The following is a 21,136-nucleotide window of genomic DNA, read 5'->3' as shown; positions in this document are numbered from 1 at the left end:
CTGGGTTCGGCCCCTGTGTGCGGCCGGGTCCAGCCATGTCTCCAGCCCTCGGGCCCGTCGTCACAACGCGCACCCCTGAGTGTCCACCTGCTGGCTCGCGGTGCGGCCCTGGGCGATGTCCTGGCGGATCTCGTCGGCCGAGAGCGCGTACCCGGTCTTGCTGTCGTCGAGCGATTTGGCGAAGACCACCCCGTACACCTTGCCGTCGGGGGTCAACAGGGGGCCGCCGGAGTTGCCCTGCCGGACGGTCGTGTAGAGGGAGTAGACGTCGCGGGTGACCGTCCCGCGGTGGTAGATGTCTGGGCCGCTGGCGTTGATCCGGGCGCGGACGCGGGCGGAGCGGACGTCGTAGCCGCCGTTCTCGGGGAAGCCGGCGACGATCGCGCTGTCATTGGTGTGGGCGTCGTGGTGGGTGTCGGTGAACTTCAGCGCGGGCGCGTGCAGGTCCGGCACGTCCAGGACGGCGATGTCGCGTGACCAGTCGTAGAGCACGACCTTCGCGTCGTACAGCTTGCCCTCGCCGCCGATCTGCACGGTCGGTTCGCTGACGCCGCCGACGACGTGGGCGTTGGTCATCACCCTGTGGTTGCCGAAGACGAAGCCGGAGCCCTCCAGGACCTTGCTGCACCCGGTCGCCGTGCCGACGACCTTGACGATGGACTTCCTGGCGCTCGTCACGACCGGACTGTTGGCCAGGGCCGGGTCGGGCGCCTTGACGTTGGTGATCGGTTCATTGGCGAACGGGCTGAAGACCTGGGGGAAGCCGTTCTGCGCGAGGACGGATGTGAAGTCCGTGAACCAGGTGCTGGCCTGCGACGGCACCACCCGGGAGACCCCGATGAGCACCTTGGAGGTACGGACCTCCTTGCCGAGGGTGGGCAGCGTCGTACCGGCCAGGGCCGATCCGATCAGCCAGGCGACCAGCAGCATGGCCACCACGTTCACCAGGGCGCCGCCGGTGGCATCCAGGGCGCGCGCGGGTGACCAGGTGATGAAGCGGCGCAGTTTGTTGCCCAGGTGGGTGGTGAGGGCCTGGCCGACCGAGGCGCACACGATCACGATGATGACCGCGACGACCGTGGCCGTCGTGGAGACTTCGGACTTCTCCGTGAGCTCGTCCCAGATGATGGGCAGTACGTAGACGGCGACGATGCCGCCCCCGAGAAAGCCGATCACCGACAGGATGCCGACGACGAAACCCTGGCGGTAACCGATGACCGCGAACCACACAGCGGCCAGCAGCAGCAGGATGTCCAGCACGTTCACCGTCGGGAGCCTCGCTTTTCGTCGCCGGTCACGGTCCGCCGGCCGGTGGTGCGGCCCGTCGGGGAGCCACAGTGGTTCGCAGCGTCGCCCGAGTGGCCCAGTACTTCGGCCACCCTGTCATGCGCGCCAGTCGAGCGGGACCTGTCTGGAGCGGTCCCAGGGGCGCTCCCAGCCCGCGAAATGCAGAATCCGGTCGATCACTCCGGCCGTGAAGCCCCAGACCAGGGCGGATTCGACCAGAAATGCTGGGCCCTGGTGACCGCGCGGGTGGACACTCGTCACCCGGTTGGCCGGGTCAGTGAGATCCGCCACGGGAACCGTGAAGACCCGGGCCGTCTCCCCGCTGTCCACGGCCCGTACCGGAGTGGGCTCGCGCCACCAGCCGAGCACCGGCGTCACGACGAAGCCGCTCACCGGGATGTAGAGCCGGGGCAGCACACCGAAGAGCTGCACGCCCGCTGGTTCGAGGCCGGTCTCCTCCTGGGCCTCGCGCAGCGCCGCCCGCAGCGGGCCGGTGGTCTGCGGATCCCCGTCCCCGGGGTCGAGGGAGCCACCGGGGAAGGAGGGCTGTCCCGCGTGGGAGCGCAGGCTGGAGGCCCGCTCCATCAGCAGCAGCTCGGGCCCGGCCGGGCCCTCGCCGAAGAGGATCAGCACAGCGGACTGCCGCCCGCCACCGCCCTCGGGCGGCAGGAACCGGCTGAGCTGCTCGGGGCGCACCGTATCGGCCGCACGCGCCACGGGCGCCAGCCATCCGGGCAGCCCGGACTGCGTCACGGCGACCGGACTCTCCTGAGTCCGGCCCGTGTGTCTCTCTCCAGCGCGCGTCATCGACACCCCCGCCTCTTCCAACGCCTGCGGCGGGCCTGATCGTTCCGCACGAACGGGTGGTTCCGCACTTCGACTTCGTCCCGCACGCGGACGGCGGGGTGATCCTGGCCCTGCGGGCCGGTACGGGCCGCCGTCACCCGGCCGCCATCGGTGGGGCCGGCTGCCCGGGATAGTCCGCCGGGGGCTTCAGCCGCTGGCCGGGCCGGCCGCCCTTCTCGTACTTCAGCAGCTTCCGCGCCTTCTCCGGGTCCGTCTCGCCCTCACCGTACGAAGGGCAGAGCGGGGCGATCGGACAGGCACCGCAGGCCGGTTTACGGGCGTGGCAGATCCGGCGGCCGTGGAAGACGACCCGGTGCGAGAGCATCGTCCAGTCGCTCTTCGGGAAGAGCGCGCAGATCTCCGCCTCGACCTTCTCCGGGTCCTGCTGCTCGGTCCATTTCCAGCGGCGCACCAGTCGCCCGAAATGGGTGTCCACGGTAATTCCAGGGACTCCAAAAGCATTACCGAGAACAACATTTGCCGTTTTCCGCCCGACTCCGGGCAGCGACACCAGGTCCTCCAGCCGGCCCGGCACCTCGCCGCCGAAGTTGTCCCTGATGGCGGTGGAAAGCCCCAGGACCGACTTCGCCTTCGCCCGGAAGAACCCGGTCGGCCGCAGGATCTGCTCCAGTTCCTCGGGGTCCGCCGCCGCCATGTCCTCCGGCGTCGGGAACTTCGCGAAGAGCGCGGGCGTCGTCTGGTTGACCCGGAGGTCGGTGGTCTGGGCGGAGAGGACCGTCGCGACCAGCAGCTCGAAGGGGTTCTCGAAGTCGAGCTCGGGATGGGCGTACGGGTAGACCTCGGCCAGCTCACTGTTGATCCGGCGCGCCCGGCGGACCAGGGCGGCGTGGGACTCGGACTTGGGAATCCGGACAGCCTCGGGCGCGGGCCCGGACTTCTTGGCGGGGGCAGCTTTCTTGGCGGGCGCGGACTTCTTGGCGGGCGCGGTCTTCTTCGCTGACGCGGGCTTTTTCGCCGCCGGGGCCTTTTTCGCTACCGCCGCCTTCTCAACGGGCGCAGCTTTCTCGGCAAGCGCAGCCTTTTTGGCGGGCGCAGCCGTCCTGGCGGGCGCAGCCTTTTTCGCCGGGACGGTTTTCTTCGCCGGGACGGTTTTCTTCGTGGCGACAGCCTTCTTGGCCACCACAGCCTTCTTTGCTGCTGCGGCCGTGGTCTTCCTTGCGGGTGCGGCCCTCTTCGCGGCCGTTCTCGCAACCTGCTTCCCGGCTTCCTTCGCCGGCCCAGCCGCCTCTGCCATCTCGGCCCCTTTCACCGGTTCGCCGGTTTCATCACGTTTGCGGCCTTTTTCGCCCGGGTGGGCGACTGTTCGCCCACAGCAGAATTTCGGCTCGGCGACACCCGTTCAGCCCCCCTGCCCCTCTGCTCTCACCGGCGTTCTGGACACCCGGCCAGCCTAGAGCCAGCCACTGACATCCGCCCCGGTCACAGCTAATTCCGAACCCAATCGGCCCCCTCCCGCACAAGCCGCAGCGCCAGTGCGTCAAACTTGTGACTGATCACACTGATTGACCCGTCCGGCATGATGGGAACCAGCCGGTTCCCTGAGCAGGTCGACAAGGAGAGAACTCGTGGACGACGTTCTGCGGCGCGCCCCGCTCTTCGCGGCGCTCGATGACGAGCAGGCCGCTGAGCTGCGCGCCTCGATGAGTGAGGTGACGCTCGCCCGCGGCGACGCCCTCTTCCACGAGGGCGACCCCGGCGACCGCCTCTATGTGGTCACCGAGGGCAAGGTGAAGCTGCACCGCACTTCCCCCGACGGCCGCGAGAACATGCTGGCCGTTCTCGGCCCCGGCGAGCTGATCGGCGAGCTGTCCCTCTTCGACCCGGGCCCGCGTACCGCCACGGCGTCGGCGCTGACCGAGGTCAAGCTGCTCGGCCTGGGCCACGGCGACCTCCAGCCCTGGCTGAATGTCCGCCCCGAGGTGGCCACGGCGCTGCTGCGCGCGGTCGCCCGCCGTCTGCGCAAGACCAACGACCAGATGTCCGACCTGGTCTTCTCGGACGTTCCCGGCCGGGTCGCCCGCGCGCTCCTCGACCTGTCGCGCCGCTTCGGTGTGCAGTCGGAGGAGGGCATCCACGTGGTCCACGACCTCACCCAGGAAGAGCTGGCCCAGCTGGTCGGCGCCTCCCGCGAGACGGTCAACAAGGCCCTCGCGGACTTCGCGGGCCGCGGCTGGCTGCGGCTGGAGGCCCGTGCGGTGATCCTGCTGGACGTGGAGCGCCTCGCGAAGCGGTCCCGCTAGCCCGGACCCGTTCCTGCCTGTACGTACGTGAAGGGGCGCCCCACCGCGAGTGGGGCGCCCCTTCACGTACGTACAGGCACGGACACCACCGCGTCCTCCCACCGCGCGGCTCGCGGCTCGCGGCTAAGCCCAGCCCGAGCGCATGAGGCAAGCGCGTGATGCCGACAGGGGATCCGTCGGCGGATCCGCAGCCGTTCAGATCAGCCCGTGCTCCCGCAGATACTCCAGCTGCGCCCGCACCGACATCTCAGCCGCGGGCCAGAGCGACCGGTCGACATCCGCGTACACCTGCGCGACGACCTCCGAAGCCGTCGTGAAGCCCTTCTCGGCCGCCGTCTCCACCTGGGCGAGCCGGTGGGCGCGGTGCGCGAGGTAGAAGTCGACGGCCCCCTGCGCGTCCTCCAGCACCGGCCCGTGCCCCGGAAGCACCGTGTGCACCCCGTCGTCCACCGTCAGCGAGCGCAGCCGCCGCAGCGAGTCCAGGTAGTCGCCGAGCCGGCCGTCCGGATGCGCGACCACCGTCGTGCCCCGGCCCAGGACCGTGTCGCCCGTCAGCACCGCCCGGTCGGCCGGCAGATGGAAGCAGAGCGAGTCCGCGGTGTGGCCCGGCGTCGGTACGACCCGCAGTTCCAGGCCGCCGGTGGTGATGACGTCCCCGGCGCCCAGTCCCTCGTCGCCGAGGCGCAGCGCGGGGTCCAGCGCCCGTACGGACGTACGCGTCAGCTCGGCGAACCGCGCCGCGCCCTCCGCGTGGTCCGGGTGGCCGTGCGTCAGGAGCGTCAGCGCGACGCGCTTGCCCGCCCCTGCCGCCGTCGCGACGACGGCCTTGAGATGGGTGTCGTCGAGCGGTCCCGGGTCGATGACGACGGCCAGGTCGGAGTCCGGCTCGGCGATGATCCAGGTGTTGGTGCCGTCGAGCGTCATCGCGGAGGCGTTCGGCGCCAGGACATTCACCGCCCGTGCGGTGGCGGGCCCGGACAGGACCCCGCCCCTGGGCTGGCCGGGGAGGGCTGCGGCATCACTCACGCGGGGTCTCCTGTCGTCCGGACCGTCACTCGGACCGTCACCGGGGCAGTCACTCGGGCCGTCACTTCGGGGAACCGGCCGGTCATTCCGGCGTCCCGGTCGCCGGAAGCCGCCGGGTGAACTCATCATGACCCGGCCAGCTCAGCACCAGCTCACCGGCCTCCAGCCGGGCCCGTGCCAGCACCGGGGTGAGTTCCTGCGCCGCCGCACCCGCCAGGGTGTCGGCCACGGTCGCGTACGGCTGGAGCGAACGGAGCGTCGAGATCGTCGGGGGCATCATCAGCAACTCCCCCTTGTCGTACGCCGCTGCCGCCTCCTCCGGCCGGACCCAGACCGTGCGGTCCGCCTCGGTCGAGGCGTTGCGGGTCCGCTGCCCGGCGGGCAGCGCGGCCGCGAAGAACCAGGTGTCGTACCGCTTCGGCTCGAACTCCGGCGTGATCCAGCGCGCCCACGCGCCCAGCAGGTCGGAGCGGAGGACGAGCCCCCGCCGGTCCAGAAAGTCCGCGAAGGAGAGTTCGCGGTCGACGAGCGCGGCGCGGTCCGCCTCCCAGTCGTCGCCGGAGAGGTCGCCGACGACGGTGGAAGCGGTCTCGCCCGCGAGCAGCACACCGGCCTCCTCGTACGTCTCCCGGACGGCTGCGCAGACGATGGCCTGGGCGGATGCCGCGTCGACGCCGAGCCGCGCGGCCCATACATCGCGCGGCGGCCCGGCCCAGCCGACCGGGCGGTCGTCGTCGCGGGGGTCCACCCCGCCGCCCGGATACGCGTACGCGCCTCCGGCGAATGCCATGGAGGCGCGTCTGCGCAGCATGTGCACGGCGGGACCGGCCGCGGTGTCGCGCAGCAGCATGACGGTCGCGGCTCTGCGCGGCGCGACGGCGGTGAGCTCGCCGGCCGCCAGGGCACGGATACGGTCGGGCCATTCCGGCGGGTACGACTGACCTTGGGACATGGCCGGAGGCTAACCGCTCTCGCGCCGATGTTCGAGGGTGTGGGCAGGGGTGCTGCTTGCCCACCGGGTGCCGACGGAGCGGGGGCGCCCGCCCGACCGGCCCCCGCTCACCCCGTCAGCCCTCGTCCCCTCAAGCCTTCAGCTCGACCTGGATCTCCACCTCGACCGGCGCGTCCAGCGGCAGCACCGCGACGCCCACCGCGCTGCGCGCATGGACCCCGCGGTCGCCCAGGACCTCGCCCAGCAGCTCGCTCGCACCGTTGAGCACGCCCGGCTGACCGGTGAAGTCCGGGGCCGACGCCACGAATCCCACGACCTTCACGACCCGCTCGACACGGTCCAGGTCACCGGCGACCGACTTCACCGCCGCCAGCGCGTTCAGCGCGCACGTACGCGCCAGGTCCTTCGCGTCCTCGGCCGTGACCTCGGCGCCGACCTTCCCGACCAGCGGAAGCTTGCCCTCCACCATCGGCAGCTGGCCCGCCGTGTACACGTACACACCGGACTGCACGGCCGGCTGGTACGCGGCCAGCGGCGGTACGACGTCCGGAAGCGTCAGTCCCAGCTCGGTCAGGCGCGCTTCGACGACCCCGCTCATGCGGACTTCTCCCGCTTGAGGTACGCCACGAGCTGCTCGGGGTTGTTCGGTCCGGGCACGACCTGGACGAGCTCCCAGCCGTCCTCGCCCCAGGTGTCCAGAATCTGCTTCGTCGCGTGCACCAGCAGCGGCACAGTCGCGTATTCCCATTTGGCCATACGGCGACTGTAGCTGCCCTCGGGCGTACCACCGTGCCCGACTGGTTAGGCTCGAATACGTGAGCAGGCTTCAGGTCGTGAGTGGCAAGGGCGGGACCGGAAAGACCACGGTCGCCGCCGCGCTGGCGCTTGCCCTCGCGACGGAGGGCAAGCGCACTCTCCTCGTCGAGGTGGAGGGCCGGCAGGGCATCGCCCAGCTCTTCGAGACGGAGGCGTTCCCGTACGAGGAGCGGAAGATCGCCGTGGCACCCGGCGGCGGGGAGGTGTACGCCCTCGCGATCGACGCCGAACGCGCCCTGCTCGACTACCTGCAGATGTTCTACAAGCTGGGCAGCGCGGGCCGGGCCCTGAAGAAGCTCGGCGCGATCGACTTCGCCACGACCATCGCACCCGGCGTACGGGACGTGCTCCTCACCGGCAAGGCCTGCGAGGCCGTACGCCGCAAGAACAAGCAGGGTCGTTTCGCCTACGACCACATCGTCATGGACGCGCCGCCGACGGGCCGCATCACCCGTTTCCTCAACGTCAACGACGAGGTGGCAGGGCTCGCGAAGATCGGGCCCATACACAACCAGGCCCAGGCCGTGATGCGCGTCCTCAAGTCCCCCGAGACTGCGGTGCACTTGGTGACGCTGCTCGAAGAGATGCCGGTGCAGGAGACCACGGACGGCATCGCCGAGCTGCGCGCTGCCGACCTCCCCGTGGGCAACGTCATCGTGAACATGGTCCGCCCGGCGCTCCTGGACGAGCAGACCGTACGGACCGTGTCGGGCGACCGCCGCAAGGAGGTGGCCAGGGCGCTGACCCGCGCGGGCGTCAGCGGCGCGGCGAAGCTGGTGACCCCGCTGCTCGCCGAGGCCGTCGACCACGCGGAGCGGGTGGAGCTGGAGCGCGAACAGCGCGCCGTACTGGCGGAACTGGAGCTCCCCACCTACGAACTCCCGCTGCTCGGCGACGGAATGGACCTGGCCGGGCTCTATCAGCTGGCGACGGAACTGCGGAGGCACACCACGTCATGACCCTGGACAGCGTGCCTCTCCTCGACATCGACCCGCTGCTGGACGACCCGGCCACCCGCATCATCGTGTGCTGCGGCTCCGGCGGCGTGGGCAAGACCACGACCGCGGCCGCGCTGGGGGTGCGGGCGGCCGAGCGCGGGCGCCGGGCCGTCGTGCTGACCATCGATCCGGCGCGCAGGCTCGCCCAGTCCATGGGCATCGACTCGCTCGACAACATCCCGCGCCGGGTGGCGGGCATCAAGGCCACCGGCGACGGTGAACTGCACGCCATGATGCTGGACATGAAGCGGACGTTCGACGAGATCGTCGAGGCGCACGCGGACGGCGAGCGGGCCGCCGCCATCCTGAACAACCCCTTCTACCAGTCGCTCTCCGCGGGCTTCGCCGGTACGCAGGAGTACATGGCGATGGAGAAGCTGGGCCAGCTGCGGGCCCGGGACGAGTGGGACCTGATCGTCGTGGACACCCCGCCGTCGCGGTCGGCGCTCGACTTCCTGGACGCGCCGAAGCGGCTCGGGTCGTTCCTCGACGGCAAGTTCATCCGGCTGCTGATGGCCCCGGCGAAGGTCGGAGGCCGGGCCGGGATGAAGTTCCTGAACGTCGGCATGTCGATGATGACCGGCACGCTCGGCAAGCTGCTGGGGGGCCAGTTCCTGCGCGACGTGCAGACCTTCGTCACGGCGATGGACACCATGTTCGGCGGCTTCCGCACCCGCGCCGATGCCACGTACCGGCTGCTCCAGGCGCCCGGCACCGCCTTCCTGGTGGTCGCCGCGCCGGAGCGGGACGCGCTGCGGGAGGCCGCGTACTTCGTGGAGCGGCTGGCCGCCGACGGAATGCCGCTGGCCGGGCTCGTACTCAACAGGGTGCACGGCAGCGGGGCCGCGCGGCTCACGGCGGAGCGGGCGCTGGCCGCCGCGGAAAATCTTGACGACAGCGGCATTGTGGATCAGGAGGCCGGGAATGAAGCAGTTCGTGACTCCACGGGCCCCTCCCCCGAGCCCGGAACCGCGGAGCACGCAGAGCTTTCACAGCCCCCTGAGGACACTGAGCACACCGAGAACGCTGAACACACTGAGCACGCTGAGAACCCCGAGAACACAGCGACATTCACAGCGGCACACACCGCGAAAGCCACCGCGAAACCCACCGCGACTTTCACAACGCCGTCCGCAGCGACATCCCCGGAGGCCGACACACCAGAATCCACACCGGAGCCGGCGCAAGCCGTGCCGGAGCCGACGGTCGATGCACTGACCGCCGGCCTGCTCCGACTGCACGCCGAGCGCATGCAGGTGCTCGCCCGTGAGCAGCGCACCCGCGACCGTTTCACCGCGCTCCACCCCGAGGTGGCCGTGGCCGAGGTGGCCGCGCTGCCCGGCGACGTCCATGACCTGGCGGGGCTCCGGGCCATCGGTGACCGCCTCGCGACCGGTCGTTCTCCGGCCTGAGTCCGCCCCGGGAGTCCGCCCGGCGCCCTACCCCACGGCGGCGTACGTCTCCTCGAACGCTTCGTCGTCCGCGACGATCGCGGGCAGGATGCCCGTGCTGCGCTCGTACTCGGTACGCGCGGTCTCCAGCAGCCGACGCCACGAGGTGACGGTGGGGCGCCGGCGCAACAGTGCGCGCCGCTCCCGCTCGGTCATGCCGCCCCACACGCCGAATTCGACGCGGTTGTCGAGCGCGTCGGCCAGGCACTCCGTACGCACCGGGCATCCGGTGCACACCGCCTTGGCCCTGTTCTGCGCTGCCCCTTGTACAAACAGTTCGTCCGGATCCGTAGTGCGGCAGGCTGCCTGCGCACTCCAGTCAGTTACCCAGCCCATCCCGGCGCCGTCCTCTCCCGAATTCGAGGCTCCCCCACGGCGGTAGCGGCATATTCACCGCTGCCAGTTGAGGACGTTACGGAAGGTGGGCACAGCGCAACACCCCCTTCGGGCCCAATCTTGAATGGTCCGAACGGACTATGCGTACGCGGCAGATCACCCAACGGAGTGAGCGGGGGACATTCTTCATAACCCTGGCAAACCAGGACGGTTCACCCACGCCAGATCGGACACCGGGCTACACATGGGGCATATTCGGACGCGCATTCACCCCATTCGGGAAGGGGAACATCGCGCCGGGGGGCTTGATACGGGAGGGCACTGCTGTGACAGTTAGGTGCAGCTTAGGCCAAGGCATGTCCGCGTGTCCGGCGAATGAAGTCGCTCCTTCTCCACAACGTAGGCTGCCCTCATGCCAAAGAATCGCTCCGGCGGGGGTCTCACCAGGACCCAGCAGGCCGCCAAATTCCTCGGTGTCGCCGCGCTCTCCGGAGCTGTACTGGCGGGCATCGCGCTGCCGGCAGCCGGAGCACTCGGGCTCGCGGCCAAGGGCACCGTCAAGGGATTCGACGACATCCCCGCCAGCCTCAAGACGCCGCCGCTCAGCCAGCGGACCACGATTCTGGACGCCGACAACAACCGGATCGCGTCGGTTTACGAGCGGGACCGCACGGTGGTCAAGCTCCAGGACATCTCGCCGTACATGCAGAAGGCGCTCATCGCGATCGAGGACGCGCGCTTCTACCAGCACGGCGCGATCGACGTCAAAGGCGTGGCGCGCGCGCTGAACCGCAACGCGCAGGAGGGTGGCGCGGCCCAGGGTGCGTCGACCCTCACCCAGCAGTACGTCAAGAACGTCTTCGTCGAGGAGGCGGGCGACGACCCGACCAAGGTCGCCGAGGCGCAGCAGAAGAGCCTCGGCCGCAAGGTCCGCGAGCTCAAGTACGCGATCCAGGTCGAGAAGTCGCTCGGCAAGAAGAAGATCCTGGAGAACTACCTCAACATCACCTTCTTCGGTGAGCAGGCGTACGGCGTCGAGGCGGCGGCCCAGCGGTACTTCTCCACGTCCGCGAAGGACCTGACGATCGGTGAGTCAGCGCTGCTGGCCGGTCTCGTGCAGTCGCCGAGCCGGTACGACCCGATCAATGACATGGAGGAGGCCACCAAGCGGCGCAACACCGTGCTGCAGCGGATGGCCGATGTCCATGCCATCTCGCAGCCCCAGGCCGACAAGGCGATGGGCGAGCCGATCAAGCTGAAGGTAACCAGGCCGCAGAGCGGGTGCATCACCGCGGTCAAGGGCGCGGGCTTCTTCTGCGACTACGTCCGCAAGGTGTTCCTGACGGACCCGGCCTTCGGCAAGACCAAGGAGGAGCGCCAGAAGCTCTGGTCGGTCGGCGGTCTGACCGTCAAGACCACCCTGGACCCCAAGGCCCAGGCGTCCTCGAATGTCGCGGCCACCTCCCGGGTCAACAAGAACGACAAGATCGCGGACGCGGTGGTGCAGGTCCAGCCCGGCACCGGGAAGATCCTCGCGATGGCGCAGTCCCGCCCGTACGGCCTGGACCCGTCGAAGCACGAGACGGTGCTGAACCTCTCCGTCGACAACAAGATGGGCGGTACGTACGCGGGCTTCCAGGTGGGCTCGACGTTCAAGCCCATCACCGCGGCCGCCGCGCTGGAGAAGGGCATCAGCCCGGCGCAGAGCTTCACGACGGGCTCGCACATCTCCCTGCCCGGTTCGAGCTTCCGCAACTGCCAGAGCCAGCCGGCCGACAGCAGCCCCTGGTCCGTGGGGAACGAACTCACCACGGAGAAGGGCACCTTCGACATGACCAGCGCGCTGGGCAAGTCGATCAACACGTACTTCGCGAAGCTGGAACAGAAGACCGGCCTCTGCGAGACGATCACCATGGCCAACAAGGTCGGTTACATCCGGGGCAACAACAAGCCGCTCCAGGCGGTGCCCTCCACCACCCTCGGCGGCCAGGAGTCGACCCCGCTGGCGATGGCCTCGGTGTACGCCACCTTCGCCAACCGCGGTACGTACTGCTCCCCGATCGCCGTCGAGTCGGTGACCGCGCCGGGCGGCAAGCAGATCCCGGTGCCGAAGTCGACCTGCGCATCGGCGATGAGCGAGCACACGGCCGACACCATCAACCAGATGCTGAAGGGCGTGGTCGCGGACGGCACCGGTAAGCAGGCCGGGCTGAGCGACCGCGACAACGCGGGCAAGACGGGTACCACCGACGAGCGCAAGAACGCCTGGTTCGTCGGCTACACGCCCAACCTGGCCACGGCCGTCTGGGTCGGCAGCGACGGGGCCCGGCAGATCCCGATGACCAACATCAACATCGGCGGCCACTACTACGACGAGGTCTGCGGTGGCTGTCTCCCCGGCCCCATCTGGAAGACGGCGATGACCGGCGCACTGTCACCCTCCGAGACGCCCTCCTTCAACAAGGTCGACGTCCCGCGCGGGCACGAAAGCGGCGGCAAGAGCCACGACCACCACCAGACGGGCGGCGGCGACCAGGGCGGCGGCGACCAGGGCAACGGCGGAACCGACGGCAGCACGAACGGCGGCGACGACGGCAACGGCGGCCAGCCCGGAGGCGGCGGCATCTCGTTCCCGCCGGGCTTCATCGGCGGCAACAACGGCCACCACCGGAGATAGCGGGCCGGCGGACGCGGTACGTAGCACTCCGCAGCAGAAAGGGAGGGGCGCCCGGTGAATTCACCGAGCGCCCCTCCCTTTCCGGCTTTGCCGACTTTTCCGACGGTCGGACGCAGCCGACTCTGCCGACGGGCGGGCTCAGCCGACTTTCCTGACGGGGAAGCTCTACCCGGCTCTTCCGACAGGGAAGCTCAGCCGGCCCGCACTCAACTCAACTCAACTCAACAGGCGGGCTCAGCCCGCGAGCCGCTTCTTCACCTCGGCGGCCACCCGGCCGCCGTCGGCGAGCCCGGCCACCTTCGGGTTCACGATCTTCATGACGGCGCCCATCGCACGCGGCCCCTCGGCGCCCGCGGCCTTCGCTTCCTCGACGGCCTGCGTGACGATCGCGCCCAGCTCGTCGTCGCTCAGCTGCTTCGGCAGATACGTGGCGAGCAGCTCACCCTCCGCCTTCTCCCGAGCGGCGCTCTCGGTACGGCCGCCCTGCTCGAAGGCCTCCGCCGCCTCGCGGCGCTTCTTCGCCTCCTTGGCGATCACCTTCAGCACCTCGTCATCGGTCAGCTCGCGAGCCGACGTACCCGAGACCTCTTCCTTCGTGATCGCGGAGAGGGTCAGCCGGAGCGTCGAGGAGCGCAGCTCGTCACGCGCCCTGATGGCCTCGGTGAGTTCTGCGTGCAGCTTGGACTTGAGCGTGGTCATACGGCCAAGTGTCGCAGGTACGGTTCCCCCGCCGCCCACAGATTTTGCGGTGACCCGCTGTCTGCGACGATGGAGGTATGCGCGCACGCTATGGGATCCCCCTCAAAGTCACCGCAGGAATCACGGCCGTTGGCGCGGCAGGCATCGCCTATGCCGCCGGATTCGAGGCGCGCTCGTTCCGCCTCCGGCGGGTGACCGTACCGGTGCTGCCACCGGGTGCCCGGCCCGTACGCGTACTCCAGGTCTCGGACATCCACATGGTCGGCGGCCAGCGCAAGAAACAGCGCTGGCTCCAGTCGCTGGCCGGGCTGCGGCCCGACTTCGTGGTCAACACCGGGGACAACCTCTCGGACCCGCAAGGCGTACCGGAGGTCCTGGACGCGCTGGGGCCGCTGATGGAGTTCCCGGGGGTGTACGTGTTCGGGTCGAACGACTACTACGGCCCGAAGTTCCGCAACCCGGCCCGCTACCTCTTCGAGAAGGCGCAGGGCAAGCACGGCCTGAACGGCAAGGCCCCGGCGGTGGGCGTGGTGCACAACCCGTGGGAGGGCCTGCGGGACGGCTTCGATGCGGCGGGCTGGGTGAACCTCACCAATACGCGCGGCCGGCTGAAGGTGGACGGCATGGAGATCGCCTTCACCGGCCTGGACGACCCGCACATCAAGCGGGACAGGTACGCCGAGGTGGCGGGCGGCCCGGAAGCGGGCGCCGACCTCTCGGTCGCGGTGGTACACGCGCCGTACCTGCGCGCCCTGGACGCGTTCACGACGGACGGCTATCCCCTGATCCTCGCGGGCCACACCCACGGCGGCCAGCTGTGCATCCCGTTCTACGGAGCGCTGGTCACCAACTGCGACCTGGACACCGACCGGGTCAAGGGCCTCTCCGCCCACGAGTCCGGCGGCAACCGCTCCTACCTGCACGTTTCGGCGGGCTGCGGCACGAACCGCTACACCCCGGTGCGCTTCGCGTGCGCCCCGGAGGCCACGCTGCTGACGCTCACAGCAAGGCGGTAGAGCCGCCCCCCGGGACAGAATCCGGCCCCACCCGCCCGCCAGGGAAAACCGGATTTCGTCTCAGGCCACGGGTCCGCTAAAGTAAACGATGTCGCCGCCACGCGAGCGACAATCGGGGTGTAGCGCAGCTTGGCAGCGCGCTTCGTTCGGGACGAAGAGGTCGTGGGTTCAAATCCCGCCACCCCGACAGCTGAAACACCAGGTCAGGGACCTGATCCGCAGTGCGGGTCGGGTCCCTGACTGGTTCCTGGAGATCGCTTGGGAGAAATCTGGGAGAAGATCTTGGTCGGGGTCTCCCAGCGAGCGGCAGCCGCACCCACCTGATCACCACATCCCCGCACCGGACAACGCCCGCCGCTTCGCGACGGCCCTTCCTGGCCGGGTGCATCCAACGCCTCAGCTCCAGTCCGGCATCGGCGCATATTGCGCACATACGCGCCTCCATGCGCCCTCGCATGCACCCTCCTTGCGCCCCGCGCTCCCCTCCTACGGTCATGGAACAGCGAGGGCCGGAATGAAGTCCGACCCCGACGGAAGCAAGGTGCGGCAGATAGCCGCACCGACCTGACGTCGGCCGGATCTGCCCGCCTTGGGGGATGAGGCGGTTTGAGTGCCCGACGCAGGATCCATGACAGCTTCGAACAGGCAGTCCAGGCCGCTGTGTCCGCGTTTGGAGCGGAGGTCACGCCGAAGCTGAGAGGCGGCGGGTGGCAGGAGGACCAGCTCCGGGGGCCGCTGGAGAACATGATCCGGTCCGTATGCCGTGGCCTCGGTCTGGACGTCACCCTCATCGGCGAGGTTCCGCTCGTCGACATGGGAGCCCGCCCTGACTATGCGGTTGAGGTCGGCGGCGCTCTCGTCGGTTACGTCGAGCTCAAGAAGCCGGGCACCCAGGCCGACCCGTCCGTCTACACAGGCCGCAACGCCGGGCAGTGGGCGAAACTACGGCTGCTCAACAACGTACTGCTCTGTGACGGTAACGAGTTTTCTGTCCACCAGCAGGGCCAACAGGTTGGAGAAGTGGCCTACCTGCGCGGCTCGGTCCTCACCTCCGGCACCCGGCTTGCTCCCGCCGACGGGGCGCTTGCGCGGGTGTTGTACGACTTCCTGACCTGGGAGCCGCAGACGCCCCGCACCACGAGCCAGCTCATCCGAGCAGTCGCAGGACTGTGCCAACTGCTGTCGGAAGAGGTCGGTGAGGCGATCGCGCAGGAAAGGAGCCGACGCCGTCTGCCAGCCTTTACAAAGCTGGCCAAGGACTGGCGACACTTGCTGTTCCCGGAGGCGACCGACGCCGAATTCATCGAACAGTACGGTCAAGCCGTCGTGTTCGCGCTTCTGCTCGCTCGGGTGGAGGAGATCACCTTCGAGGGCGAGACCATGCACAGTATCGCCACGAAGCTGGGCAAGAAGCACTCACTTATGGGCCAGGCGCTGGATGTCCTCGCCGGAGACTCGGTCGCGGGCCTCTCCACCACGCTCAACACACTGCTCCGTGTCATCGGGGCGGTCAGGTGGGACGTGCTGGACGACGGAACAGGCGATGCCTACTTCCTGCTCTACGAACACTTCCTTCAGATTTACGACCCTGAGCTGCGGACACGTACAGGCTCGTACTACACACCACATGGCGTCGTCTCGGCCATGGCCCGGCTGGTCGAGGACGTCCTGAGGCGGGAGGGCTTCCATATTCCTTCCGGCTTCGCCTCCCCTGATGTGGTCCTTGTCGATCCGGCCATGGGCACCGGCACCTTCCTGCTGTCGGCACTGGAGCTCGCTGCCGAGACCATCGCTGAAGAAGAGGGACCAGGCGCGGTGGGCCCCCGCCTGCGAGAGATGGCGGGGCGTCGACTGGTCGGTTTCGAGATGCAGGTCGGCCCGTTCGCCGTCGCAGAACTGCGCATGCACGCCATGCTCAAGAAGTATGGGTCCGCGGCCCCCGCCCAGGGACTCAGGCTGTTGGTGGCCGATGCCCTGGACAGCCCAACAGCTGAGTTCAACTGGATCCCCCACACCTACCGAGCACTCGCAGAATCCCGCCGCCAGGCCAACCAGGTAAAGAGAGACGAGCGTGTCATGGTCGTCATGGGCAACCCGCCCCACGACGCCGTGAAACGGGGTGCGGGCAAGTGGGTGGAGCGAGGGGAACCCGAGGCGGACATCCCTGCCCCGCTGGGGGCCTTCCGGCAACCCGGTAACGGCAGGTACGAGTCGAAGATCGCCAACCTCTACGTCTACTTCTGGCGCTGGGCCACCTGGAAGGTCTTCGACGCACACGACGACGTACCTTTCGGCGTGGTCGCGCTGATCACTCCTAAGGCATGGCTCAAAGGGCGGGCGTTCGCCGGAATGCGGCGCTATCTGCGTGAAACCGCCGACGAGGGCTGGATCATCGACCTGTCGCCGGAGGGCCACCGAGCTGATGTCGCGACCCGCATATTCCCCGAGGTCGCGCAGGAGCTGTGCATCGCGATCTTCGTACGATGGCGGAACAGCCCCAGGCCGCGGACAGAGCAGCAGACCGCAAAAGTAAGGCACCTCAAGGTCGCCGGGCGCCGCGACGAGAAGATCGAACGTCTGGCGGCCCTCAGGCTCGACGACTCCGAATGGCGCGAGTGCGCCACGGGCAAGACGGATGCTTTCCTGCCGCCCGGCAGCGACCTGTGGGAGTCCTGCCCGCAGCTGAGAGATCTGATGCCGTGGTCATCACGTGGCGTCACTCCGGGGCGCATGTGGGTCTATGCGCCGGACGAGGGCACGCTCCATGAACGGTGGCGGCGCTTCGTCGCTGCGGACACCGAGAGGCGCGCCAAGATGCTCGGAGACTCGGGAGAGCGAACGCCCGATGACAGTGTCCCGCCCCTGCCCGGGGTGGAATCGCATGGCCGGACAACACTCGCCACCGAGCACAGGACAAACACTCAAGCGGTGCGTATAGGATTCCGGTCGTTCGACCGGCAGTATGTCCTGCCGGACAGCCGATTGATGGAACGCGGCAGACCAGACCTCTGGCGAGTCCGGAGCGACCGGCAGGTCTACACCGTCGAGCAGAATGCCCACCCGCTGGCCAACGGGCCGGCGCTGGTCTTCAGTGCCCTCATTCCCGACATGCACTACTTCAACAACCGCAGCGGTTGCGCCCGTCCTCTCTACCGCAACGCCGCCGGCACGCTGCCCAACGTCACGCCCGGTCTACTCCCCCTGCTCGCCAGGCGGTTCGGAGTACCGGTCGTCGCTGAAGACCTCCTGGCCTACATTGCCGCACTCGCGTCCCATCCGGAGTACACGTCCCGATTCCAGGAAGACCTCGAAGTCCCTGGCCCGCGCATACCCCTCACCGCTGACCTCTGTCTGTGGGAGCAGGCTGTTGCCATCGGCCAGCGGGTCCTGTGGCTGCACACCTACGGCGAGCGGTATGCCGACGAGACAGCTGGGAGGCCGTACGGCAGGGTGTTGCTGCCACGCGACCGCCCCCGATGCGTCGCGGAGATTCCGGACGATACGGAAGCCATGCCGGAGAAGTTGGCGTACGACCCCGTGACTCAGGACCTGTGGGTCGGCAGTGGACGGATCAGTCCGGTGCCTCTCGCGGTCCGGGAGTACGAAGTGTCCGGGATGAACGTTCTCGACAAGTGGTTTGGCTACCGCCGAAGGAACCCCGCCGGCAAGCGACGCCTCGAACTGGACCATGAGTTCGCTCGGCGCTGGCTTCCCTCATGGACCACGGAACTGCTGGAGCTGCTGAACGTCCTCGGCCTGCTCGTGCAGGGGGAGCCGGCGCAGGCCGATCTCTTCAATGAGGTGTGCGCGGGCCAACTGATCACGGTGGCAGATCTGACCACGGCGGGCGTCCTTCCCGTGCCCACAGAGGCGACCAAGGCACTGAAGGCGACATCGGACGCGGGCGACGCGCTATTCGACCTGTGAGCGAAACAGCAGCTCGTTTCTACTGTCGGGCCCGTCGCTCCGGCAGAACCAGCCTGCGTAATACGCGTCAGTCCTGGCGCAAACCGCTTTGCGCACCGTGCATGAGCTCCTTGCCTCCGACACCGAAGGGGTAGTGCAGTCCGTCGCCCTGAACGGACATGTGTCCACCAGTGGTGGCGGTCGACCCGCCAGTCCCCGGCGTCCTCGTTGTGCCCTCTCCTCACCGGACGACGCCACCTGGCAACACCGATTGCGGAGAGGTAATTTGCCCGTCCCGGGCCGGGGCACGGTACTCCACCGCCCGATGGCCAAAAACGCCCCCTGCGCTGCAATGGCTCCTGGGCGGCATGTTTGCATATGTTCATGATCAGTAACGCACACGGGATATCCGAGCCCCGGACGTACGTGGACCACATCCTGGAGCACTGGCACAAGGACGAGGACGCCGAGGCGCTCGTCCAGGGTGCGCAGCGGTTGACCCGGGGGGAAGCTCGGCAGCGGTTGTTCCGTCTGGGGCACGCGCTGCGCCGGCAGGGGCTGGAACCCGGCGACGGAGTGGGGCTGTTCCTGGCCAACCGGGTGGATTCCGTCCTGGTGCAGCTCGCGGTCCATCTCATCGGCTGCCGCGTCGTGTTCCTGCCGCCCGAGCCCGGCCCCGGCGAACTCGCCGCGCTGGTCGAGCAGTCCCGGGCTCGCGCCGTGGTCACCGACCCCCTGTTCGCGGAGCGGGCCGCCGACGCGGCCGGCCGCAGCGTTCACGCCCCCGTGCTGCTCAGCCTCGGGCCCTGTGAGCAGCGGTGTGCGGACCTGCTGGCGCTGGAGGCCGAGTGCCCGGCGGAGCGCCCCGACGGAGTGCCCGCGCCGGGAGCGGACGAGGCCGTCACCGTCCTCTACACCGGCGGCACCCTGGGCCGTCCCAAGCTCGCCGCGCACAGCCACCGGCTCTATGACGCGCTGGTGGGCCTGGTGGAGGGAGCTCTGCAGGGCTCCCGGCCGACGCCCTTCCCGGCCATGGATCCGGGCACGGATCGCGTGCTCGCCTCCACACTGCTCACGCACGGCAGCGGCCACCTCACCACGATTCAGGCGCTGGTGACAGGGTCCACCCTCGTCGTGCTGCCCGAGTTCGAAGCGGGCGCGGCGCTGGCGGTGCTGCGCGAGGAGCGGATCACCGCCACCATGTTCGTACCGCCGATGCTGTACGCGCTTCTCGACCACCCGGAGTGCGTGCCGGGGGCTCTCCCCGCACTGCGGCGGATCGTCGTCGGAGGCGCGGCCTCGTCGCCCAGCCGGCTGCAGCAGGCGGTCGAGGTCTTCGGGCCCGTACTCAGCCAGGGGTACGGGCAGTCCGAGGCGCTGGGGATCGCAGCGTTCAGCGCGGAGGCGCTCGCATCGGAGGGAGCCCAGCGGCCCGAGCTCTGGCGCAGCTGCGGTCGCGCGATTTCCGACACCGAGATCGAGATCCGTGACGAGGGCAGCGCGGTGGCGCTCGCCGTCAGGCAGGTCGGCGAGGTGTGTGTCCGGGGCGAGACGGTGATGCTCGGCTACTACGAGGACCCGGAGCGCACCGCTGAGGCGCTGCACGACGGCTGGCTGCGGACCGGGGACGTGGGGTACCTCGACGCCGAGGGGTACCTCTATCTCGTCGATCGGGCCAAGGACATCATCGTCACCGGCAGCACCAGCGACAACGTCTACTCCCGGGTCCTGGAGGACTTCCTGCTCACGCTGCCCGGTGTGCGCAACGCGGCGGCTCTGGGCATACCCGACGAGGAGTACGGGGAGGCCGTACAGATCTTCCTCGCCACGGCCGAGGGCGCCGACATCGACCCGGATGCGGTCCGTGCCTCGGTGACCGCCGAGTTGGGAGAGCTGTACACGCCCCGGAAGACGGTCCTGCTGGACCGGCTGCCGACGACCAAGGTCGGCAAGGTGGACAAGAAGGCACTGCGCGCCGCGTGGACGGGTGCGGCCTTGGAGGCCACGCCGTAGTCGCCGCGGCGGGAGGGAAAGAGCCGACGCCGCGCGACCGGGCCCCTGGGCTCCGGGCTCTTCCCTCCCGCTGGCCGTCCCGCTTGCGAGCGGAGGTCCAGCCCGTCGGCCACGGGCAGCATGACGGCTTCCACCCGGGTTTCGGGTGGCCGGAGAAGGTGCTGGTGCCCGGGCGCTGTCAGGTCGCCCAGGTTCGTGGTCGGCGTCCGGAGGACGGCGAAGCGTCGAGCGACAACTCGCCGCCGTCTCATTTCTGACCGGGCACTACTGACGCCGGCCCGCCTGCCCGAAGCGACCGAAGCGACCGAAGCGACCGAAGCGACCCCTGGACCTCAGACCCAGCGGTCCACGGATGTGCCGGTGGGCTCGGCGAAGTAGTCGCCCCTCTTCCAGGTCCTCCAGCAGGCTCCGGTGTGTCGCTGTCCAGCCGAGGAGTTGGCGGGCGGCTGAGGCATCGGAGCGGGCCAGGGCGGTGACGGTGTGGCCCGCCCGGATGAGCTCGGAGACGACTTCACCCAGGCTCTGAAGGCCAGCACCGCGGATCTCCTCACGATCACCGCCGGTGTCAGCAGCCCCGTAGAGCTGCCGTAGAACTCCCGTAGAGCTGCCGCTGGAGCTCCCGCAGAGCTGCCTTTGCCGCATGCCGTACACGCCGTACACGCCGTACACGCCGTACACGCCGTACACGCCGTACACGCCGAAGAGGCTGCCCTCTCGTAAGAGGACGGCCTCTTTGTCTGCATACGCCGCGTCGTCCGGCACCGGTCCCTCCCCTCGTGGGGACCGGTGCTGAACGACGCGAGCGGCGTCGATCCGTGCCGTGTCGTCGTACCGGCGTGGATCGAGGTCTGG

General features: G+C 69.1%; 17 protein-coding genes and 1 tRNA gene. 8 read left to right on the top strand and 10 right to left on the bottom strand.

What is annotated here, in order from left to right; genetic code table 11:
* Positions 1 to 60: 60 nt before the first annotated feature.
* From OHB13_RS20280 to nth, 3 genes are all read right to left on the bottom strand, one after another.
* Positions 61 to 1,266: a MarP family serine protease gene (locus OHB13_RS20280; RefSeq protein ID WP_328378042.1), complete on the bottom strand. Its 1,206-nt coding sequence runs from the start codon at positions 1,264 to 1,266 to the stop codon at positions 61 to 63.
* A 117-nt stretch (positions 1,267 to 1,383) separates the two neighbouring features.
* A complete protein-coding gene (locus OHB13_RS20275; protein ID WP_328378041.1) occupies positions 1,384 to 2,094 on the bottom strand; it encodes an NUDIX hydrolase in 711 nt (236 codons plus the stop codon).
* Between the two features lie 133 nt (positions 2,095 to 2,227).
* Positions 2,228 to 3,388, bottom strand: a complete 1,161-nt coding sequence (gene nth / locus OHB13_RS20270) for an endonuclease III (protein WP_328378040.1) — start codon at positions 3,386 to 3,388, stop codon at positions 2,228 to 2,230.
* A gap of 331 nt (positions 3,389 to 3,719) precedes the next feature.
* Between nth and OHB13_RS20265 the strand changes: the two genes are divergently transcribed.
* Complete coding sequence (locus OHB13_RS20265; protein WP_164258843.1) at positions 3,720 to 4,394, top strand: Crp/Fnr family transcriptional regulator; 675 nt, start codon at positions 3,720 to 3,722, stop codon at positions 4,392 to 4,394.
* A 195-nt stretch (positions 4,395 to 4,589) separates the two neighbouring features.
* Here the strand turns inward: OHB13_RS20265 and OHB13_RS20260 are convergent, their stop codons facing one another.
* The 4 genes from OHB13_RS20260 to OHB13_RS20245 form a co-directional block, all read right to left on the bottom strand.
* Positions 4,590 to 5,420: an MBL fold metallo-hydrolase gene (locus OHB13_RS20260; RefSeq protein ID WP_266854835.1), complete on the bottom strand. Its 831-nt coding sequence runs from the start codon at positions 5,418 to 5,420 to the stop codon at positions 4,590 to 4,592.
* An 82-nt stretch (positions 5,421 to 5,502) separates the two neighbouring features.
* The gene (locus OHB13_RS20255; protein WP_328378039.1) at positions 5,503 to 6,372 is read right to left on the bottom strand and encodes an NUDIX hydrolase; all 870 of its coding nucleotides are present in this window, start codon (positions 6,370 to 6,372) and stop codon (positions 5,503 to 5,505) included.
* Between the two features lie 130 nt (positions 6,373 to 6,502).
* Positions 6,503 to 6,970 carry a RidA family protein gene (locus OHB13_RS20250; RefSeq protein WP_266854839.1) on the bottom strand — a complete coding sequence of 156 codons (468 nt, stop codon included), beginning with the start codon at positions 6,968 to 6,970 and terminating at the stop codon, positions 6,503 to 6,505.
* Entirely contained in the window at positions 6,967 to 7,128 is a 162-nt protein-coding gene (locus OHB13_RS20245) for a DUF4177 domain-containing protein (RefSeq protein WP_164258849.1), read from the bottom strand. Before OHB13_RS20245 ends, OHB13_RS20250 begins: the two co-directional genes overlap by 4 nt.
* A gap of 59 nt (positions 7,129 to 7,187) precedes the next feature.
* Between OHB13_RS20245 and OHB13_RS20240 the strand changes: the two genes are divergently transcribed.
* Entirely contained in the window at positions 7,188 to 8,147 is a 960-nt protein-coding gene (locus tag OHB13_RS20240) for an ArsA family ATPase (RefSeq protein WP_328378038.1), read from the top strand.
* Positions 8,144 to 9,598 carry an ArsA family ATPase gene (locus OHB13_RS20235; protein WP_266854843.1) on the top strand — a complete coding sequence of 485 codons (1,455 nt, stop codon included), beginning with the start codon at positions 8,144 to 8,146 and terminating at the stop codon, positions 9,596 to 9,598. Before OHB13_RS20240 ends, OHB13_RS20235 begins: the two co-directional genes overlap by 4 nt.
* A 27-nt stretch (positions 9,599 to 9,625) precedes the next feature.
* On the opposite strand, the gene OHB13_RS20230 is transcribed toward OHB13_RS20235, so the two are convergent.
* Positions 9,626 to 9,973 carry a WhiB family transcriptional regulator gene (locus tag OHB13_RS20230; protein ID WP_164258855.1) on the bottom strand — a complete coding sequence of 116 codons (348 nt, stop codon included), beginning with the start codon at positions 9,971 to 9,973 and terminating at the stop codon, positions 9,626 to 9,628.
* A gap of 412 nt (positions 9,974 to 10,385) precedes the next feature.
* Between OHB13_RS20230 and OHB13_RS20225 the strand changes: the two genes are divergently transcribed.
* On the top strand, positions 10,386 to 12,650 hold the full coding sequence (locus OHB13_RS20225; RefSeq protein WP_328378037.1) for a transglycosylase domain-containing protein: 2,265 nt from the start codon (positions 10,386 to 10,388) through the stop codon (positions 12,648 to 12,650).
* Between the two features lie 234 nt (positions 12,651 to 12,884).
* Here OHB13_RS20225 and OHB13_RS20220 read toward each other — a convergent pair whose 3' ends face one another.
* Positions 12,885 to 13,349 carry a GatB/YqeY domain-containing protein gene (locus OHB13_RS20220; RefSeq protein WP_266854848.1) on the bottom strand — a complete coding sequence of 155 codons (465 nt, stop codon included), beginning with the start codon at positions 13,347 to 13,349 and terminating at the stop codon, positions 12,885 to 12,887.
* A 77-nt stretch (positions 13,350 to 13,426) separates the two neighbouring features.
* On the opposite strand from OHB13_RS20220, the gene OHB13_RS20215 reads away from it, so the two are divergent.
* The 4 genes from OHB13_RS20215 to OHB13_RS20200 all read left to right on the top strand — a co-directional run bounded on the left by OHB13_RS20215 (position 13,427) and on the right by OHB13_RS20200 (position 20,284).
* Entirely contained in the window at positions 13,427 to 14,365 is a 939-nt protein-coding gene (locus OHB13_RS20215) for a metallophosphoesterase (protein WP_328378036.1), read from the top strand.
* Positions 14,366 to 14,478: 113 nt separating this feature from the next.
* Positions 14,479 to 14,552, top strand: a tRNA-Pro gene (locus OHB13_RS20210).
* Positions 14,553 to 15,109: 557 nt separating this feature from the next.
* Positions 15,110 to 18,292 (top strand): type ISP restriction/modification enzyme, encoded by a 3,183-nt coding sequence (locus tag OHB13_RS20205; RefSeq protein ID WP_328378035.1) that lies wholly within the window; start codon positions 15,110 to 15,112, stop codon positions 18,290 to 18,292.
* Between the two features lie 363 nt (positions 18,293 to 18,655).
* Positions 18,656 to 20,284 (top strand): class I adenylate-forming enzyme family protein, encoded by a 1,629-nt coding sequence (locus OHB13_RS20200; RefSeq protein ID WP_328378034.1) that lies wholly within the window; start codon positions 18,656 to 18,658, stop codon positions 20,282 to 20,284.
* A gap of 264 nt (positions 20,285 to 20,548) precedes the next feature.
* Here OHB13_RS20200 and OHB13_RS20195 read toward each other — a convergent pair whose 3' ends face one another.
* Positions 20,549 to 21,046 carry a hypothetical protein gene (locus OHB13_RS20195; RefSeq protein WP_328378033.1) on the bottom strand — a complete coding sequence of 166 codons (498 nt, stop codon included), beginning with the start codon at positions 21,044 to 21,046 and terminating at the stop codon, positions 20,549 to 20,551.
* Positions 21,047 to 21,136: the final 90 nt, after the last annotated feature.

It is taken from the genome of Streptomyces sp. NBC_00440, from assembly GCF_036014215.1.
In the GTDB taxonomy this organism is placed as follows: Bacteria; Actinomycetota; Actinomycetes; order Streptomycetales; family Streptomycetaceae; genus Streptomyces.
This window is presented reverse-complemented; position numbering and strand designations above follow the sequence as displayed.

What these genes read in the sequence shown, in the direction of transcription:
- OHB13_RS20275 (WP_328378041.1), bottom strand. Translation starts at nt 2,094, where the DNA reads ATGACGCGCGCTGGAGAGAGACACACGGGCCGGACTCAGGAGAGTCCG.
- nth (WP_328378040.1), bottom strand. Translation starts at nt 3,388, where the DNA reads ATGGCAGAGGCGGCTGGGCCGGCGAAGGAAGCCGGGAAGCAGGTTGCG.
- OHB13_RS20255 (WP_328378039.1), bottom strand. Translation starts at nt 6,372, where the DNA reads ATGTCCCAAGGTCAGTCGTACCCGCCGGAATGGCCCGACCGTATCCGT.
- OHB13_RS20250 (WP_266854839.1), bottom strand. Translation starts at nt 6,970, where the DNA reads ATGAGCGGGGTCGTCGAAGCGCGCCTGACCGAGCTGGGACTGACGCTT.
- OHB13_RS20245 (WP_164258849.1), bottom strand. Translation starts at nt 7,128, where the DNA reads ATGGCCAAATGGGAATACGCGACTGTGCCGCTGCTGGTGCACGCGACG.
- OHB13_RS20235 (WP_266854843.1), top strand. Translation starts at nt 8,144, where the DNA reads ATGACCCTGGACAGCGTGCCTCTCCTCGACATCGACCCGCTGCTGGAC.
- OHB13_RS20230 (WP_164258855.1), bottom strand. Translation starts at nt 9,973, where the DNA reads ATGGGCTGGGTAACTGACTGGAGTGCGCAGGCAGCCTGCCGCACTACG.
- OHB13_RS20225 (WP_328378037.1), top strand. Translation starts at nt 10,386, where the DNA reads ATGCCAAAGAATCGCTCCGGCGGGGGTCTCACCAGGACCCAGCAGGCC.
- OHB13_RS20220 (WP_266854848.1), bottom strand. Translation starts at nt 13,349, where the DNA reads ATGACCACGCTCAAGTCCAAGCTGCACGCAGAACTCACCGAGGCCATC.
- OHB13_RS20215 (WP_328378036.1), top strand. Translation starts at nt 13,427, where the DNA reads ATGCGCGCACGCTATGGGATCCCCCTCAAAGTCACCGCAGGAATCACG.
- OHB13_RS20205 (WP_328378035.1), top strand. Translation starts at nt 15,110, where the DNA reads ATGATCCGGTCCGTATGCCGTGGCCTCGGTCTGGACGTCACCCTCATC.
- OHB13_RS20200 (WP_328378034.1), top strand. Translation starts at nt 18,656, where the DNA reads ATGATCAGTAACGCACACGGGATATCCGAGCCCCGGACGTACGTGGAC.